Source organism: Guptibacillus hwajinpoensis (genome assembly GCF_005144865.1).
Taxonomy (GTDB): domain Bacteria; phylum Bacillota; class Bacilli; order Bacillales; family Guptibacillaceae; genus Guptibacillus; species Guptibacillus hwajinpoensis_A.
In genome coordinates, this window is the sequence record NZ_SWFM01000003.1 from 625,572 (window position 1) to 642,280 (window position 16,709).

Below are 16,709 nucleotides of genomic sequence, written 5' to 3' on the forward strand. Positions count from 1 at the left end.
CGTTCCTCCTAGAAGCTATGATTTAGTTAACGATGACGGTTAAAGAATGTTTCAAGTTCTTCCACCGTGTATGTGTTTAAGACGCTCTCTTTTCGTAGCCAGCCTCTTCGTCCAGCAGCTACGCCTATTTCCATATGTTCAAGCATGTCCATGTGATGGGCATCTGTATTGATCATTATTTTAACATCTTCATCCTGTGCTTTACGAAGCCATTCGGCAGCAAGATCCAATCGATTTGGATTCGCATTTAACTCTAGGGCCGTATTCGTTTCTTTTGCAAGTTGGATTAACTTATCATGATTAAGTGCATAGCCTTTCCTTCTGCCAAGAAGTCTTCCAGATGGATGCGCGATCAGATCGACGTGATGACTACGTAACGCGGTTTCAAGACGCCCCATGATTGTATCTTCGTCTTGAGTGAATGAAGAGTGAATCGAGGCGATAACAAAGTCCATCTCAGCAAGTAGTTCGTCATCATAGTCAAGCGTACCATCTGGTAATATATCCATCTCTACTCCAGCAAAAATCCTAAAGTCTGTCCAATTCTTATTTAATCGATCGATCTCGACTCTTTGTTCGCGCAGTCTTTCAGCAGTTAAGCCATTTGCTACCTTTAAGTACTGTGAATGATCTGTTATTGCGATATAAGAATAGCCCTTCTCTCGCGCACGCTCGGCCATTTCCTCTATCGTATAAGCTCCGTCACTCCAAGTAGAGTGCATGTGGAGATCGCCTTTAATGTCTTCTAATTGAACTAACTCCATCTTCTTTTCGGCAGCTTCCTCAATCTCACCAGTATCTTCTCGGATCTCGGGTGGAATATAGGACAGAGCAAAATGATGGTAGAATTCTTCCTCACTCTTAAAGGTAAGAACTTCTCCAGTTTCTAAAGACTCAACTCCGTATTCACTAATTCGCTCGCCATTTTTTTTCGCAATTTGTCTCATCTTTACATTGTGTGCTTTTGAACCTGTAAAGTGGTGGAGAGTTGTTGCAAATTCTTCGGGTTTCACTATTCGAAAATCAACTGATACGCCATACTCATCATCTAGTTCTAGCGTAATCTTCGTTTCACCTTTTACAACAATTTTTGAAATACCGTCAAGCTCTAGCAGCTTCTCTGAAACGTCTTCAGCTGTTGTAGTCGCAATAATAAAATCAAGATCTTTAATCGTTTCACGAACTCTTCGCAAGCTCCCTGCTCTTGCGAATTTTTCAATGCTCTCAATTTCATTTAATTGAACCTCGATTTTCTCTGCAAGAGGGAGCATGTAAGCAATCGATAAACGATCTGGTCTTTTTCCAACTTCCTCAAGCGCTGCAAGTATCTTTTCTTCACTTTTCTTGCCAAAACCTGGGAGTTCTTGAATCTGTTGAGCTTCACATGCTTTTTTAAGTGAAGCTAGATCAACAACTCCGAGCTCCTTATATAGTTTGGCAAGCTTTTTACCACCAAGGCCGGGCAATTTAAGAAGTGGAACAAGTCCTTCTGGCACTTCTTTCTTTAAAGACTCAAGAGTTTCAGATTCACCGTTTTCTATAATCTCATTTATAACAGCTGCGGTTCCTTTACCTATGCCTGTTAGTTCAGCAGGATCCTCGATTTGATCCATGCTTCGATCATCCGTTTCTAACGCACGAGCTGCTTTACGAAATGCAGATATTTTAAAAGGGTTCTCGCCTTTTAGTTCCATGTACACTGCAATCTTTTCAAGGTATTGAATGACGTTCTTTTTGTTCATTGTCTCCTCACCCTTCTTAATGAAATCATTATCTCTATCGTATCCATATTTACAGCTAAATCCAATTATTTAATCTTATTTATTAAATAGACATTGTTGCTATAACGATTTTCGCTCCAGGATGCTCGCTTTCCGCGGGGCGGGCGGTGAGCCTCCTCGTCGCTTACACTCCTGTGGGGTCTCACCTGTCCCGCTAGTCCCGCAGGAGTCGAGCATCCTTCCGCTCCAATCAGCTAAGTATAGTTCTTTATACAAAAATCCTATTAAAAGCAATAATCTAAAAAAAAGCTTATAACAAACAAATAACCCTTCTATGCGAAGGGTTATGCTACATGCGTACTCCAGAGATCTTTAATTTGTTCTGTCAGCACAGGGGTGTGCTTCACAATGCTCTCTGCAAGAATGGAATTCGAGATGGCGGTTTGCACCGTTTCATTTGGAACAAGGGCAGCAATAAATAGAAATAGAAATACGACAATGTACACTTCTACGAATCCAAGTACACCACCAAGCCAACCATTCACAGTTCTCAAAATTGGAAGATCCGCAAGAAAATCAAGCATGGACCCAATTATTTGCATAATGATTTTTGTACCAAAAAACAGTAGTGCAAAAGCAATTCCACTATAATATGTAGCTTCAAGATTAATTGCATCAAAAACCATGGCTGTTGATGCCGCTTCGTTCCCAAAAGATGGATATGGTATCCAAAGTTTTAGATGCGGAGCAAGGTCTTTAAAGTACATGTATGCTACAATAAACGAAACAATAAATCCGGTTAAATGGACAACCTGTAGAATTAGTCCTCTTCGAAGTCCTACAAGGAAACCTCCAACCAGTATAATCAAAAGAATTAGATCAACCATCTTACGTTATTCCTCTTCTCTCAGTTTTTTCTTCATATCTTCAAGTTCTTTTTTAATCATAACGTATTCATTTACTATATTTACTGCTGTTAACACAGCGAGACGCTTTGTATCTAAGTATGGATTTAATCCTTTAATCTCACTCATCTTCTCATCGACTAAATTTGAGACTTCACGAATGTGTTGATGACTTTCATCGCCGACGATTGTGTATTGTTCTCCATATATTTCCACGGTTGTGCGTATTTTTCCATGACTGTCTGTCACCCAATAAGCCTCCTATCATGAGAGAGAATCCTAACGTATATCATAGCATGAATAAAGTGGTTTTGAAATACAGTGCTCTTGGACCGTTCCGATTCACAAACACAGTCTGATATAATAGGATGTAAGCACAGTTCACAAAGGGAGTTTTGTTATGTCACAGGTAGTTCTAACTGTATCACCATCCATTATGAATGAAATTAAAAAGAAATACAACAGCCACTTAAGCGATAAACAGCCACCAGGAAGTATTTTTGTAGCAAAGACACCCACTTGTACTATTACAGGATACCGGTCGGGAAAGATTATGTTCCAAGGTACTGGAGCAGAAGTAGAGGCAAAACCATGGCAGTCCTCAAGTACACCTACTTCAGGTAAATCACCTGCAAAGAAAAAAGTGGGCGATCATCAATACGCACCACCTGCACATATTTCTACTCTTTCAGCTATTGGAAGTGATGAAGTAGGAACAGGAGACTTCTTTGGACCTATTACAGTAGCAGCTGCTTTTGTTGACAAAAACCAGATTCCACTCTTAAAAGAGCTTGGTGTAAGAGATTCTAAAGGAATGAAGGATCCTGAAATCATTGAAATCGCAAGAAACCTAATTAAAACAATTCCATATAGTCTTATGGTATTACCAAACGAAAAGTATAATGCAATGCAGAAAAAAGGGATGAATCAGGGGAAGATGAAGGCTTTATTACATAATCAGGCCATTCAAAACGTACAACGCAAAATTCCATCATACGATGCTATTTTAATTGATCAGTTCGCTAAGCCAGAAATTTATTTTAACTATCTCAAGGGTCAATCAACAATTGTGAAAGAAAAAGTGTATTTTGCGACAAAAGCAGAAGAGATTCATCTCGCAGTTGCAGCAGCTTCTATCATTGCTAGATATTCATTCGTTATGGAAATCGATAAGCTTGGAAAAGAAAACAACGTTAAATTGCCTAAAGGAGCGGGATCGGCTGTAGATCTTGCAGCGGCCAAGTTAATTCAAAAGCATGGTGGAGGCGTACTTGATAAACTCGCTAAGTTACATTTCGCTAACAGCTTAAAAGCAAAGAAAATTGCCGAGAAGGCTGATCGATCCTAATCCATCTCTAACACTATAGATAAAAGCTGGCTCAGTTGAGCCAGCTTTTTTGATCTTTAAGACTATAAGTACAATTGTGGCGCCTCTAGTTGATCTTCTGCATGATGCATGAGTGCTGTAATGTATTGAAAGAACATATCACGATCAACATCATTGACGACTTTTACTTCTCTTCCCTTTTCATTAAGAACTGTTCTTCCCTGACTTACCCCATCTTTTTCAACGCTACACTTAACCACCTTAGAATGGATAAACGATTGAGGGGTTACCGATACCGTTGTTAACACATCCCAAAGATAATAAGTAGAGTTTGTTTCCATATGAACAAGTGGTGGGCACATAGCATAGCATTGCCCAATAAAATCAACGCCTATTTGCTTTCGTTGTGATGCCCACATATTGCGAACTTCATTCGTTAACGGAACTTGATTGGTGCTTTCAAGAGCAACCATTTCTATTGTGATGTTAGTATCAAAAACAGTTGCGACTGCCTCTGGATCCCAAAAAGCATTCCATTCTGCCGTCCCGTCATGTTCAGGCTCTTCGACATTTCCTTCATCAAGAAATGTACCTCCCATCCAAACTAACTTATTAATCTTCTTCTCAATTTCAGGTGAGATTTCCAAAGCTCTTGCAAGATCAGTTAATGGCCCTGTGAAAAGAAGTGTAAGTGGTTCATTGCTTTGTTCAAGTGTTTGGATAAGGTGCAAATGTGCTGGTAATTTCGACTTCGGAGTGTTGATTACGTTTGCCTCATTCAATAAAGGTAAGGCATCAACGTAAAATGCGTGCATACGCCATTCTTTCGGGAATGGATTGACTCCTCGTGAAGTAGAAGCAGCAACGTTAAGGCTTTCACCCTTACCGAACCGATCAATTATTTTTCTACTTGCTGATACTGCGGGTTCTAAATAGCAATCTGCTGGTATAACAGATACACCTACTAGCTCTATTTCCTCCATTGTAAGCAATAGAAATAAAGATGCTAAATCATCAACTCCACCATCATGATTAAAATACACACGCTTTTTACTCATATGTCATCTCCCTAAACTAAAAATACTCGCCTGACTGAACCTTCAACTTTTCACTTTGTACTCTATCAGACCTAAAAGAAACAATACGTCGTATTTTGTCGATCGCTTACATATTGAGCTTGATTTTTTAAAGATTCCTACTATCTTAACAGGTTTTGCTACCTACTATTTCTTCTGCTAAATTGATTAATACAACTTCACATTTATCTCTATATAATTTTGGAAATAGGGTCCAATAAGTTTCTACCCGGCAACCGTCAATTGCTGGACTATAGGGAAGGTACGCATTGGTAAAAAATAAACATGTAGTGTATTTAGCATTCATTAGTATCCTCGCTGTGGTAAACGGCATGCTTGGTGTAGTTGGTACTGATCTTGGTTCTATTCTTGGCTATATATATTCTATCCGTTTGCATTACTTGTTGGCATTCCAATGGATGAAGCCTTCCGTGCTTCTTCAATCATTGGTACCAAAATGTCAATAAATGAATTCGTTGCATATCAAAACCTAACTTCCATACAGGATCATTTATCTGAGAAAACGATAGCGATTCTTTCAGTTGCTCTTTGTAACTTTGCGAACTTCTCGTCGATTGGCCAATTGATTATCGGACTTGGCTCACTCGAGCCTTCTAAACGTTCTCAAGTTTCTCGCCTCGGATTCAAAGCAATTATTGGAGGAACGCTCGCTTCGTTTATTACGGCTATTTTTGTTGGTATGTTTATGTAGAGAATATCTAAAAAGACTCCCTTCTATTATAAGAAGGGAGTCTTTCCTATTAGCTACGAAGAGCAGCACCAAATTGTTCTTCTACTGCTGTAAGCACACGATCATGCGCTTTCTTCACTTCTTCTTCTGTTAATGTTTGTTCAGGATTGTAATAACGCAAGGAGAAAGCAAGTGATTTCTTACCTTCTTCTAGATGCTCGCCCTGATAGACATCAAATAGATTAATTTCCACAAGCTTTGCTCCGCCAGCTTCTTCAATGACGCGCTTCACCTGTCCTGCTTCAAGGGACTCATTTACAACAAGTGCAACATCACGCGTTACGGAAGGGAAGCGAGGAAGCTTCTTGTACTTAAGATGATCAACATTTGCTTTTAACAATGCTTCAAGATTGATTTCGAAAACATACGTTTCACTTAAATCAAGTTCTTTCTCAACTTCAGGATGTAGTTGACCAATGTAACCGATCAATTCATTATCAAGATGAACTGCTGCCGTTCTACCAGGATGAAGTTTTGGTTCATCTGCTCGAGCAAATGTAAGACGCTCTTCCACACCGAACTCTACGGCAAGTTCTTCAAGAATACCTTTTACAACGAAGAAATCAACTGACTTCTTTTCTTTCTGCCATAGATGCTCTTGCCATAACCCAGATACTACACCAGCAAGATGTTCCTGCTCTTTAGGAAGCTCTCCATCTGGTAAGAAAACAGAAGCTGTTTCGTAGAAAGCAAGATTCTCTAATTGACGGTTCTTGTTATACTGCGCTACCTCTAGGAGATGCGGTAATAGACTAGTTCTAAGTTCACTTCGCTCTTCACTCATTGGCATTGCGAGACGAATGGCATCTGTTGTCTCATCAGAGAAGAATATGCGCTTTGATGGGCTAGTAAGGGAATAAGTAACAGTCTGGTAAAGGCCAGCACCTTCTAACGCTCGACGAACACGACGACGTTTCTTCTGGTAATCAGAAAGTTGACCTGGAGTGCTCTCCGTAATTGGTAACGTTGCAGGAACATTGTCGTAACCATAAAGACGACCTACTTCCTCAATCAAGTCCTCTGAAATTGTAATATCAGGACGACGAGGAGGAACCTGAACAGTAAACGTACCACCAAAGTTCTGATATGAGAATTGAAGACGCTCAAAAATAGCCGCAACTTCTGTTTCAGAAATTTCAGTACCGAGCACTTGATTAATTCTCGTTACTTCGATGCTAACGTCTTTCGCTTCAACTGTTCGTGCGCCTTGTTCCGCTATTCCTTTAAGAACTGTTCCACCGGCAATCTCTTGAATAAGCTGAGCAGCTCGTTCGCTTGCGCCAACTACACGATTACGGTCAATTCCTTTTTCAAAACGTGCGCTAGAGTCACTTCTTAAACCTAAATCTTTCGATGCTTTACGAACAAGCTTACTATTAAAATAAGCTGCTTCGAGCAAGATAGTAGTTGTATCTTGTTGAACTTCCGAATCTGCTCCACCCATTACGCCTGCTACAGCAACTGGCTTAGAACCATTCGTAATGACAAGATGATCACTTGAAAGCGTTCGCTCTGTATCATCAAGCGTGACGATTTTCTCTCCATCTGTTGCACGTCGAATAATAACCTCTTTCGATCCAAAACGGTCATAATCGAAAGCGTGTAGCGGCTGTCCGTATTCAAGTAGGACATAGTTTGTAATATCAACTACATTATTGATTGGACGAATCCCTGCAGAGACAAGTCTGTTTACAAGCCATTGCGGAGATGAGGCGATTGTTACGTCTTTAATAACAGTTGCACCGTAATAAGGATTGTCATCTTCATTCTCCACATGAAGAGACACATAATCTTCTGCGCTTTCCTCTGTACGGACAAGCTCAGGTGATGGTAGGTCAATTGATCGATTTAGGACTGCCCCAACTTCATATGCAACACCGATCATATTCATCGCATCTGCACGGTTTGGCGTTAAACCTAATTCAAGAATTTCATCGTTTAAATTAAGGTAATGAAGCGCATCTTCACCTGGTGTTACATCATCACTAAATACAAAAATGCCATCAGCAAATTCTTTTTGAACAAGCTTGCTTTCAATACCAAGCTCTTGTAGCGAGCAGATCATACCATGTGATGCTTCACCACGAAGTTTTGCTTTCTTAATCTTGAAGTTACCTGGAAGAACAGCTCCAACCTTCGCAACTGCTACGTGTTGGCCTTTTGCTATATTAGCTGCTCCACAGATAATTTGGACAGGTTCTTCTTCACCAATGTCTACAAGGCAAATGTTTAACTTATCCGCATCAGGATGTTGTTCACATGATAGAACATGTCCGATCACCACGCCACTAATTCCTTTATTAAGCTTTTCAACTGTCTCAACTTCAATACCGCCCTTAGTAATAAGGTCTGCAAGTTCATCAGCTGAATAACTATCTAGATCTACATATTGTTGTAGCCAGTTCATTGATACGAGCATTCTTTTCTCCTCCTAACCATCATCTATAGTGTGTTAAATTGTTTAATAAATCGACTGTCATTTGTATAGAAGTGACGAATATCATCAATGCCATATTTAAGCATTGCAATTCGTTCAGGTCCCATTCCAAATGCAAAGCCCGTTACTTTCTCAGGGTCAAATCCTGACATACGTAGAACGTTCGGATGAACCATTCCTCCACCAAGAATTTCAATCCATCCTGTACCCTTACATACAGAACACCCATTACCACCGCAGTTAAAGCATGAAATATCCATTTCAACAGAAGGTTCTGTAAATGGGAAGAAGCTTGGGCGGAGGCGAATTTCACGCTCGTCACCGAACATTTTCTTTGCGAATGATTGCAATACGCCTTTCAAATCACTCATGCGAACATTTTCTCCAACCATTAACCCTTCAATTTGCATAAATTGATGAGAGTGTGTTGCATCATCTGTATCGCGGCGGTATACCTTACCTGGGACGATGATTTTAACTGGACCTTCACCGTTAAGTTTCTCCATCGTTCTTGCCTGCATAGGAGACGTATGTGTACGAAGTAACGTTTCCTCTGTAATATAGAATGAATCCTGCATATCACGAGCTGGATGGTCCTTAGGAAGGTTTAGTGCTTCGAAATTATAATAATCTGTTTCAACTTCAGGGCCTTCAGCAATTGAAAAGCCCATTCCAAGAAAGAGATCTTCAATTTCTTCAATCACCCTCGTTAGCGGATGATGATTGCCTCTCTTTATTGGACGACCTGGAAGAGAGATATCAATTGTTTCTTTCTTGAGCCTTTCTTCAACAGCCGCTTTCTCTAACCCATTCGCTTTTTCTTCAAGTTGGTCTGAGATAGCTGTACGAATTTCATTCACGAGCTGTCCCATCTTAGGACGCTCTTCAGCCGAAAGCTTGCCCATCCCTTTCGAAATTTCCGTAATTGGTCCTTTTTTTCCAAGGTAAGCAACCCGAATGTCCTGTACTTCTTTCATTGAAGAAGCTTTCTCAATTTGTAACAGGGCTTCCTCTTTTAACGTTTGTAAACGTTCCTGCATCGTTTTGACCTCCACTTCATACTTTTCTGTCCATAAAGCTGTTTTAAAGCAATAAAAAAATCCTCGCTCCCAATAAAGGGGCGAAGATTTGATTTCGCGGTACCACCCTAATTCACTGATAGAATGATTCTATCAGCCTTAAGCAAAGGATAACGGTTTGTAACCGATCCGCTTTTGTATACGAACTAAGCGGCAACTCCAGAGCGAATTCGGCGGCTTCCCTATAGAAATGCTTCCAGTCACGGCATTTCCTCCCTGCAAAGGCAGTGGCAGCTTACTACTCTCTATCATTGTTTTTAACATATATAAGTTGATTCTAATTATAGAAAAAAAACCATCACTCTGCAAGCCCGATTATGAAGGGAGTAGACCGTACATGAGAATTCCAGCGGCTACAGCTACATTTAATGACTCGGCATCGCCAAATATAGGGATATAGACATTTACATCTGCCAGATTTTGAAGTTCCTCTGATACTCCATTTGCCTCATTCCCTAGAATAACGGCAAAGTCTGATTGGCTTTCAAGCTCTTGATAGGGCGTGCCCCCGCTTACTTCTGTTGCGTATATGTGCATTCCTAACTGCTTAAGCGATTTAACTTCCTCAACTAAATTCGCTTTTTTTACTGGCAAATGGAAAATAGAGCCTTGCGTAGAACGAAGCACTTTACTATTGTAAGGGTCCACTGTCCCTTCTCCTAATAAAACACCATCATATCCCGCACTATCTGCAGTACGAATAATAGTACCCAGATTTCCTGGATCCTGAATCGCATCTAGTAGAAGAAGCTTGCCATTTTGAGGTAATAAAGGCTCGACCATTTTGCAAACAGCCATTATTCCCTGTGGTGTTTCCGTACCGGTTAGTTCCAGCATCACTTTCTCTGTAACAGTATAGACAACAGGTCTTTCTTTAAACGGATATGGAGATAAATCCATACCTTCTGTAAGAATGACTTCTACAATGGGGGCTTCTGCTTTTGCAGCTTCTTCAATAATATGTGGCCCTTCAATAAGAAAAGCTTCTGCTTTCTCTCTTCCTTTTCTTGTTTGTAGCTTTTTCCAATCTTTCACTTTTTGATTCTTTACGGATTCTATAATCATTATGCTCTCCTTCAGTTCTCAATGTTTTCATTATAAAGGGTCACAACGGAAGATTCCAACAAAACTCATGAAATTAGACTGAAACGCTCATACTAATGATGCTTGTTCTAACAAGCGAATGAGAAAGGTGAGGTGTAAAGCATGGACCTTAACTTACGAAAAGCGATCCTCGCTAACATTGATGGAAATAATGAGGAGCAGCTTGAAGCTACAATCCTTGACGCTATGCAAAGCGGAGAAGAGAAGATGCTTCCAGGACTCGGCGTTCTTTTCGAAATTCTTTGGAAAGAAGCTCCAGAGAATGAACGTGAGCAAATGCTATCTTACATGGCTCAAGGCGTAAATTAACGAGCAAAATCCGGTGGCAAGAGTGCCACCGGATTTTGTGTTTAATTGAATGTAATTTCTTTAACTGTATCAGCGTCTAGCTTTTTAATGACTTCAACAATTAAGTTAACAGCATTTTCGAAGTCATCGCGGTGCAGAATCGCTGCGTGAGTGTGAATGTAACGTGTCGCAATTGTAATTGATAATGCAGGCACTCCATTTGCAGTAAGGTGAATTTTACCTGAATCTGTACCACCACCTGCGATCGCATCAAATTGATAAGGAATATCTTTCTCGTCAGCTGTGTCAGTAACAAGATCACGAAGGCCTTTATGACTAACCATTGATGCATCATACATAATGATTTGTGGACCTTTACCCATTTTGGATTGAGCATCCTTATCACTAACTCCAGGTGTGTCTCCAGCAATACCAACGTCCACAGCAAAACCGATATCCGGCTTAATCATATTGGCAGCTGTTGTAGCGCCTCGAAGACCTACTTCTTCTTGAACTGTTCCGACACCGTATACCGTGTTCGGGTGGTCGCCATCCTTAAGCTTCCGAAGAACTTCGATTGCAATTGCACAGCCGATGCGATTATCCCAAGCTTTAGCCATAAGCATCTTCTCGTTGTTCATAACCGTGAATTCACAAACTGGTACAACAGAGTCGCCCGGTTTAACTCCCCACTCCATTGCTTCTTCTTTACTTGAAGCACCAATATCGATAAACATATCTTTCTTATCGACTGATTTCTTACGCTGTTCTGCAGGAAGAATATGTGGAGGTTTTGAGCCAATTACGCCCATAATATTTCCTTTACGTGTCATAACGTTAACACGCTGAGCGAGCATTACCTGCTCCCACCAGCCTCCAACCGTTTGGAACCAAAGAAAGCCTTTATCATCAATTCGTGTAACCATAAAGCCGATTTCATCAAGGTGACCTGCTACCATGATTTTCGGACCTTCTGCTTTTCCTTTTTTAACAGCAATTAAACTTCCCAAGTTGTCATACATTAACTCATCCGCAAGAGGTTCGATGTACTTTTTCATAACATCGCGAGGTTCACGTTCATTGCCCGGTACACCATTCGCATCTGTTAGTTCCTTCAGCATCTGCAATGTTTCATCTTTCGCCATATGTATTGCCTCCTTGATATGTATTCTCTGTTTATTATAACGGTTTCCGAAATTTTTCACAATTGAGAGCGCTTCATCCCTCTAATATCCCTGATCCTGTCTATTATGATTCACTTCATTCTTTTTTAAATAGGCTTGATCAATTTCATCGATTTTTAAACCAATTCGCTCACCAAGTACAAGGTAACCGCCGATAAGCTGAAGAAAGGCAGATTCTGTTTTTTCATCAGCAACTCTCTCAATCGCCCGATAAACATCGTGAAATGCTTGAACCGCTGTGAGTTGTTCGTCAGATTCGGCCGGAATAACTCCATGGGTAAAACCTAGCTCAAGTCCTAGGGACAGAATAAAATGAATCCCATCAACATATTCCTCTAGAACTGTTTCTTTAGACGAAGGGGCTTTCTTGCTCCAGTATTTAAAGCAGCGTGTTTCATTCGCAAGTTCCCCCACTTCTACCTTTAAAGCAAGGAGCTTATTTTCAAATAGATCTTCTCCTTCAAGATCATGCTCACGCACAATTCGATTATCTAGTTGTTTTTGCAGTGCAAATAATTTTTCGAAATTCAACTTAATCGTCCTTTCTAAAACATTTCTTTTTATGAAACCTTTCTTTATCATAAACGTATAAAGAATAGAAGCATAGTGAAAATGAGGTGCTGACTAATGATTATTATTCTTTTTCGTCTTGTCATTCTTGCTGCAATGGTCTTGATTGCTTATTCTGTCATTCGCTTTTTTATCGATCCAAAACGCAAGCTCGAGAAGGCCTATGATCATAAAGATTATTATTTTTTTGATGACTCGTCTAACGTTAGAAAGAACTTTCTTGTCACGTATAAAGGAGCCCTATTTGAGGGTGAGAAATACCTTGGCACGACAGATCATTCATTCGATATCATTACAATATCTGTAGGTGTGAAGAATGCTTCAGATCTTTACTTACTAGAGAAAGAAGATTTCTATTTCCTGGAGAAAGAGATGGATCTACGCTATCCAAGTGCTCAGATTGAGTGGAAAAGCCCAGTGAAAGAATTTCTCCGTCACAGAGAAAACTCATAAACGAAGAAATCCCCCTAACTACACGGGGGATTTCTTCGTTTATAGGAATATCTATCTTGCTGGCTGAAAGAATTCATCCCACTTCATGATCCATTCTCTTCTTCTTAATAAATAGAATAGGATAGCAAGACCTGACAGAATCAAGACAATAAGGACAGGATCAAAGCCCCGTATAGCAGTTCCGAAAAAGGAATACAACAACGCAAGTGGTAAATTTGATATTATTGATGATCGTAAGTAACCCGGAAAATCTTTTGAAACCTCAATTAAACAAAGCGATATAAAATGAAAATGAACGAAAGGAACTAATCTTAAAATTGCAATTTGACCAACTGACATCGGCATTCGTTTACGCATCCATTTTTCTTTCATCCGAGTTATTTTCTTAAACAATGCCGGTACTCGCTTAACGAATAAGTAGAAAACAGTGCTTACAACTGTAATGCCTATAACCGAATAAATCGTACCGTAGAGCGCTCCGAACATAACTCCTCCAGCAATACATACAACACTTACCGGCACAAATACAAACTGACGAATAAAATGAAGAACAATAAAATAGAACGGGGCGTATATTCCGCTATTCGACACAACTTCGACAAGCGGTAGGACGAGCTCACTCATGATGTTCCCCCCTTCCATTAACGTGTATGACAGAAGACGAGTTGTTATGTCAAAAAATGAGTAATGAATTAGAATATTTTCTGGTAATACGTGGACAATAAGGGGAGATTTGAACAGAACGGTAAATGGAGGAGATTGCTTTGGATGAACTCGTTATTGCCCGCTCGTTATTTGGCATGACTATGGGTGTACATATTATTTATGCAACGCTTGGTGTAGGGTTACCCTTCATGGTTCTCATTGCTGAGCTTATGTATCAGAAAACAAAGGACAAAGACTATGCTTTAATGGCTAACCGTTGGACGAAGGGATTTGCTGTCTTACTTGGCGTAGCGATTCCGACTGGAACGATAGCTGGTGTTCAGCTTTCACTCCTATGGCCTGGATTTATGGAGGTAGTAGGGCGAGTTATTGCATTACCTTTCCAGATTGAAATATATGCATTTTTTCTTGAAGCTCTCTTTATGTCGATTTATGTATATGCAGCTGATCGTCTTTCGCCTATTATGCGTATCGTTAGCGTAACACTCGTTGCATTCGGTGCGAGCGCGTCCGCTATCTTAATCACGAACGTTCATGCGTTCGAAGGAACACCAGCCGGGTTTGAAATTGTAGATGGTAAGTTCGTGAACGTTGACCCATGGGAAGCTTTTTTTAATCCTTCCTTCTTCGTAACAGCTGGACATGTAACTGTTTCCGCTTTAATGACAGGTGCTTTTGTGATTGCTTCTATTGCTGCATATAAGATGATTCGTCAACGAGGGAATACGAGAGAGTATAAGTTTCATCATAAAGCATTAATGATGGGACTCGTAATCGGAGGTATTTTCTCACTTTTAACATCATTGAATGGCCATGAATCTGCTCAACAACTGTATCAGTATCAACCAGAAAAGCTTGCCGCTGCAGAAGGGTTGTTTGAAACACAGACGTATGCTCCACTTGCTATTGGTGGATATACAGATAAGGAAGAGCGCGAGGTGAAATGGGCAATTGAAGTGCCATGGGCGCTTAGTTTTCTTTCAGATGACTCATTTGACACAGAAGTTCTCGGACTTGAAGAATGGCCTGAAGATGAGTGGCCACCCTTATTTGTTCACACCTTATTTAATTCCATGGTAGGAATTGGTTCTTTGTTAATTCTATTATCCATCGTAGGTTTTACATGGTACAAAGTTCTGAAACGTAAAGAGTTCCCACGCTGGCTCATGTGGGGATTTATCGCAGCTGGACCACTTGCCATAACTGCAATCGAATTCGGTTGGATTTTTGCATGTACAGGAAGGCAACCATGGATTATTTATCACGTCATGAAGACAGAAGAGGCTGTAACGACTTCAGGAAATATTGGTCTACTTTTTGTTCTCTTCCTAATTGTCTATATCATTCTAATGATCTCGACAGTACTCGTTCTTCGTTATTATTTTAACCGTAACCCTATTGCAGATGAACTCGACCAATAACTATTTTCAACAGGTGATTTACGAACCCTGTACTAAAAAAGATAAGAGGTGACATTATGTCAGAAGCAGCCTACGCCATTACATTAATTTGGGGACTTGTTTTCATTTACGCAGTTATGGCTACAATTGATTTCGGTGCAGGATTCTGGTCCATGATTTATCTTAATAGAAACAACACGAAGGCGACGAATATAGCGAATCGCTATCTATCTCCGTCATGGGAAGTAACCAATGTATTTATTGTTGCTATTGTAGTGGCTCTTTTCAGCTTTTTCCCAGGTGCAACTTTTACACTTGGTACAGTTCTTCTCATTCCAGGTAGTATTATCATTCTGTTACTTGCGCTTCGAAGCGCATTTCTCGTATTTTCACATTCAGCGTCAACAAATTACAAACGCATCTTAACAATCATCTCAGGAATAACTGGTTTTCTAATTCCTGCTCTCTTGATTTGTGTTCTTCCGATAACGCATGGAAATTTTATTGAAACATCGAATGGAGCAGAACGGCTACTATTGAGTGAGTTATTAACGAGTCCAAGCGTATATGCATTTATGGCCTTTGCGATATCAAGCACGCTCTTTTTATCATCCCTGTTGCTTTCTGACTACTCTAACGTATCAGGGGACCAAGAAGCTTACGATACATATAGAAGAGACGCCATTCTCGTCGGTCCAATTTCACTAGCTATGGCGGGTCTACTCGTTCTCACTATACGTAATGAGGCATTATGGTTATATGAAAACCTGTTGACTTACACCCCATGGCTTATTGGATCTATTGGTACATTTGCTCTTGGCTATGCTTCTCTCTTTATTCCTAGAAAAACTGGAGTCGGTATCCCAAGACTTGCAATGGTGAGTATTGTTGTACAGTATCTACTAGCTAGTTATGCTTATGGCTCAGCTCATCTACCTTATATCGTCTATCCAAATGTCACAATCGAAACCGGCTTCACAGATCCCGCCACATTCAGAGCTCTAATCATCACCTATATCGTAGCCTTCTTCATCCTAACCCCAGGATTCATCTACTTCTGGCGCCTATTCCTAAAAGATAAAAGATATTTAAAACAAAATGAGTCTTAAAACGAAAAGCGAAAGCGGCCGTTTAGCCTCGACAAGCGCTGGAACCTCTCAAAAAGAACACGATCTTTGTGTTCATTTTGTGAGGTGAAGCGATCGAGAGGCTGGCCGCTGCAGCTAGACACGAAAAGCGGAGCAGGCCTGCTTAAATCCGCAGAGTGTTGGAGCCCGTGAAGATGAGACGTTTTTTGTCTCAACTGAAGGGGCGAAACAGCCTGCGGATTTGGCCTGCGCAGCTAGACATGAAAAGCGGAGACGAGCGTTTAGAAACGGAGATATTGGAACTCTTGAACTGGAACACGCTTTCTGTGTTCCGCTGAAAGAGTGAAATATCGCAGTTTCTGCGAGTCGCAGTTAGACACGAAAAGCGGAAGCGGCCGTTTAGACCCGGCAGGCACTGGAACCTTTCAAAATGAACACGGTCTCTGTGTTCAGATTGAAAGGTGAAGTGACCGAGGGACTGGCCGCTGCAGCTAGACACGAAAAGCGGAGCAGGCCTGCTTAAATCCGCAGGATGTTGGAGCCCGTGAAGATGAGACGTTTTTTGTCTCAACTGAAGGGGCGAAACAGCCTGCGGATTTGGCCTGCGCAGCTAGACATGAAAAGCGGAGACGAGCGTTTAGAAACGGAGATATTGGAACT

The 16,709-nt window shown here is 40.6% G+C and carries 16 protein-coding genes, 1 riboswitch and 1 other annotated feature; of the genes, 6 read left to right on the forward strand and 10 right to left on the reverse strand.

Going from position 1 to position 16,709, the window contains the following annotated elements; genetic code table 11:
* Nucleotides 1–26 precede the first annotated feature (26 nt).
* From polX to zapA, 3 genes are all read right to left on the reverse strand, one after another.
* Nucleotides 27–1,742 (reverse strand): DNA polymerase/3'-5' exonuclease PolX, encoded by a 1,716-nt coding sequence (polX, locus tag FBF83_RS14095; RefSeq protein ID WP_136947767.1) that lies wholly within the window; start codon nt 1,740–1,742, stop codon nt 27–29.
* Between the two features lie 323 nt (nt 1,743–2,065).
* Entirely contained in the window at nt 2,066–2,608 is a 543-nt protein-coding gene (locus FBF83_RS14100; protein WP_136947768.1) for a CvpA family protein, read from the reverse strand.
* 6 nt (nt 2,609–2,614) lie between these two features.
* On the reverse strand, nt 2,615–2,875 hold the full coding sequence (zapA, locus tag FBF83_RS14105) for a cell division protein ZapA (RefSeq protein WP_136947769.1): 261 nt from the start codon (nt 2,873–2,875) through the stop codon (nt 2,615–2,617).
* A 151-nt stretch (nt 2,876–3,026) separates the two neighbouring features.
* Between zapA and rnhC the strand changes: the two genes are divergently transcribed.
* Nucleotides 3,027–3,974 carry a ribonuclease HIII gene (gene rnhC, locus FBF83_RS14110; RefSeq protein WP_136947770.1) on the forward strand — a complete coding sequence of 316 codons (948 nt, stop codon included), beginning with the start codon at nt 3,027–3,029 and terminating at the stop codon, nt 3,972–3,974.
* 62 nt (nt 3,975–4,036) lie between these two features.
* Here the strand turns inward: rnhC and FBF83_RS14115 are convergent, their stop codons facing one another.
* Entirely contained in the window at nt 4,037–5,011 is a 975-nt protein-coding gene (locus FBF83_RS14115; protein ID WP_136947771.1) for a nucleoside hydrolase, read from the reverse strand.
* 189 nt (nt 5,012–5,200) lie between these two features.
* Nucleotides 5,201–5,303: riboswitch (purine riboswitch) on the forward strand.
* Between the two features lie 141 nt (nt 5,304–5,444).
* Here FBF83_RS14115 and FBF83_RS14120 point away from each other — a divergent pair.
* Nucleotides 5,445–5,741, forward strand: a complete 297-nt coding sequence (locus tag FBF83_RS14120; protein ID WP_240688101.1) for a nucleoside transporter C-terminal domain-containing protein — start codon at nt 5,445–5,447, stop codon at nt 5,739–5,741.
* Between the two features lie 49 nt (nt 5,742–5,790).
* Here the strand turns inward: FBF83_RS14120 and pheT are convergent, their stop codons facing one another.
* The 3 genes from pheT to FBF83_RS14135 all read right to left on the reverse strand — a co-directional run bounded on the left by pheT (nt 5,791) and on the right by FBF83_RS14135 (nt 10,364).
* On the reverse strand, nt 5,791–8,199 hold the full coding sequence (gene pheT, locus FBF83_RS14125) for a phenylalanine--tRNA ligase subunit beta (protein WP_136947772.1): 2,409 nt from the start codon (nt 8,197–8,199) through the stop codon (nt 5,791–5,793).
* 23 nt (nt 8,200–8,222) lie between these two features.
* Nucleotides 8,223–9,257 (reverse strand): phenylalanine--tRNA ligase subunit alpha, encoded by a 1,035-nt coding sequence (gene pheS / locus FBF83_RS14130; protein ID WP_136947773.1) that lies wholly within the window; start codon nt 9,255–9,257, stop codon nt 8,223–8,225.
* Between the two features lie 73 nt (nt 9,258–9,330).
* Nucleotides 9,331–9,557: a binding site (T-box leader), on the reverse strand.
* Between the two features lie 54 nt (nt 9,558–9,611).
* The gene (locus FBF83_RS14135; protein WP_136947774.1) at nt 9,612–10,364 is read right to left on the reverse strand and encodes a TrmH family RNA methyltransferase; all 753 of its coding nucleotides are present in this window, start codon (nt 10,362–10,364) and stop codon (nt 9,612–9,614) included.
* A gap of 138 nt (nt 10,365–10,502) precedes the next feature.
* On the opposite strand from FBF83_RS14135, the gene sspI reads away from it, so the two are divergent.
* The gene (gene sspI / locus FBF83_RS14140) at nt 10,503–10,709 is read left to right on the forward strand and encodes a small acid-soluble spore protein SspI (protein ID WP_048312427.1); all 207 of its coding nucleotides are present in this window, start codon (nt 10,503–10,505) and stop codon (nt 10,707–10,709) included.
* Between the two features lie 41 nt (nt 10,710–10,750).
* On the opposite strand, the gene FBF83_RS14145 is transcribed toward sspI, so the two are convergent.
* Nucleotides 10,751–11,833 (reverse strand): M42 family metallopeptidase, encoded by a 1,083-nt coding sequence (locus tag FBF83_RS14145; protein WP_136947775.1) that lies wholly within the window; start codon nt 11,831–11,833, stop codon nt 10,751–10,753.
* Nucleotides 11,834–11,914: 81 nt separating this feature from the next.
* On the reverse strand, nt 11,915–12,403 hold the full coding sequence (locus FBF83_RS14150) for a dUTP diphosphatase (protein ID WP_136947776.1): 489 nt from the start codon (nt 12,401–12,403) through the stop codon (nt 11,915–11,917).
* Nucleotides 12,404–12,499: 96 nt separating this feature from the next.
* On the opposite strand from FBF83_RS14150, the gene FBF83_RS14155 reads away from it, so the two are divergent.
* Entirely contained in the window at nt 12,500–12,895 is a 396-nt protein-coding gene (locus FBF83_RS14155) for a sigma-w pathway protein ysdB (protein ID WP_169525468.1), read from the forward strand.
* Nucleotides 12,896–12,946: 51 nt separating this feature from the next.
* Here FBF83_RS14155 and FBF83_RS14160 read toward each other — a convergent pair whose 3' ends face one another.
* Nucleotides 12,947–13,519, reverse strand: coding sequence for a TVP38/TMEM64 family protein (locus FBF83_RS14160; protein WP_169525470.1), 573 nt, complete (start codon nt 13,517–13,519; stop codon nt 12,947–12,949).
* 140 nt (nt 13,520–13,659) lie between these two features.
* Between FBF83_RS14160 and FBF83_RS14165 the strand changes: the two genes are divergently transcribed.
* Both FBF83_RS14165 and FBF83_RS14170 read left to right on the forward strand, forming a co-directional pair.
* Nucleotides 13,660–14,982 (forward strand): cytochrome ubiquinol oxidase subunit I, encoded by a 1,323-nt coding sequence (locus FBF83_RS14165; protein WP_136947778.1) that lies wholly within the window; start codon nt 13,660–13,662, stop codon nt 14,980–14,982.
* 56 nt (nt 14,983–15,038) lie between these two features.
* A complete protein-coding gene (locus tag FBF83_RS14170) occupies nt 15,039–16,070 on the forward strand; it encodes a cytochrome d ubiquinol oxidase subunit II (RefSeq protein ID WP_136947779.1) in 1,032 nt (343 codons plus the stop codon).
* Nucleotides 16,071–16,709 lie beyond the last annotated feature (639 nt).

Excerpts from the sequence above, each read along its gene's own strand:
- polX (WP_136947767.1), bottom strand. The coding sequence starts at position 1,742 with ATGAACAAAAAGAACGTCATTCAATACCTTGAAAAGATTGCAGTGTAC.
- FBF83_RS14100 (WP_136947768.1), bottom strand. The coding sequence starts at position 2,608 with ATGGTTGATCTAATTCTTTTGATTATACTGGTTGGAGGTTTCCTTGTA.
- rnhC (WP_136947770.1), top strand. The coding sequence starts at position 3,027 with ATGTCACAGGTAGTTCTAACTGTATCACCATCCATTATGAATGAAATT.
- FBF83_RS14115 (WP_136947771.1), bottom strand. The coding sequence starts at position 5,011 with ATGAGTAAAAAGCGTGTGTATTTTAATCATGATGGTGGAGTTGATGAT.
- FBF83_RS14120 (WP_240688101.1), top strand. The coding sequence starts at position 5,445 with ATGGATGAAGCCTTCCGTGCTTCTTCAATCATTGGTACCAAAATGTCA.
- pheT (WP_136947772.1), bottom strand. The coding sequence starts at position 8,199 with ATGCTCGTATCAATGAACTGGCTACAACAATATGTAGATCTAGATAGT.
- pheS (WP_136947773.1), bottom strand. The coding sequence starts at position 9,257 with ATGCAGGAACGTTTACAAACGTTAAAAGAGGAAGCCCTGTTACAAATT.
- sspI (WP_048312427.1), top strand. The coding sequence starts at position 10,503 with ATGGACCTTAACTTACGAAAAGCGATCCTCGCTAACATTGATGGAAAT.
- FBF83_RS14145 (WP_136947775.1), bottom strand. The coding sequence starts at position 11,833 with ATGGCGAAAGATGAAACATTGCAGATGCTGAAGGAACTAACAGATGCG.
- FBF83_RS14155 (WP_169525468.1), top strand. The coding sequence starts at position 12,500 with ATGATTATTATTCTTTTTCGTCTTGTCATTCTTGCTGCAATGGTCTTG.
- FBF83_RS14160 (WP_169525470.1), bottom strand. The coding sequence starts at position 13,519 with ATGAGTGAGCTCGTCCTACCGCTTGTCGAAGTTGTGTCGAATAGCGGA.
- FBF83_RS14170 (WP_136947779.1), top strand. The coding sequence starts at position 15,039 with ATGTCAGAAGCAGCCTACGCCATTACATTAATTTGGGGACTTGTTTTC.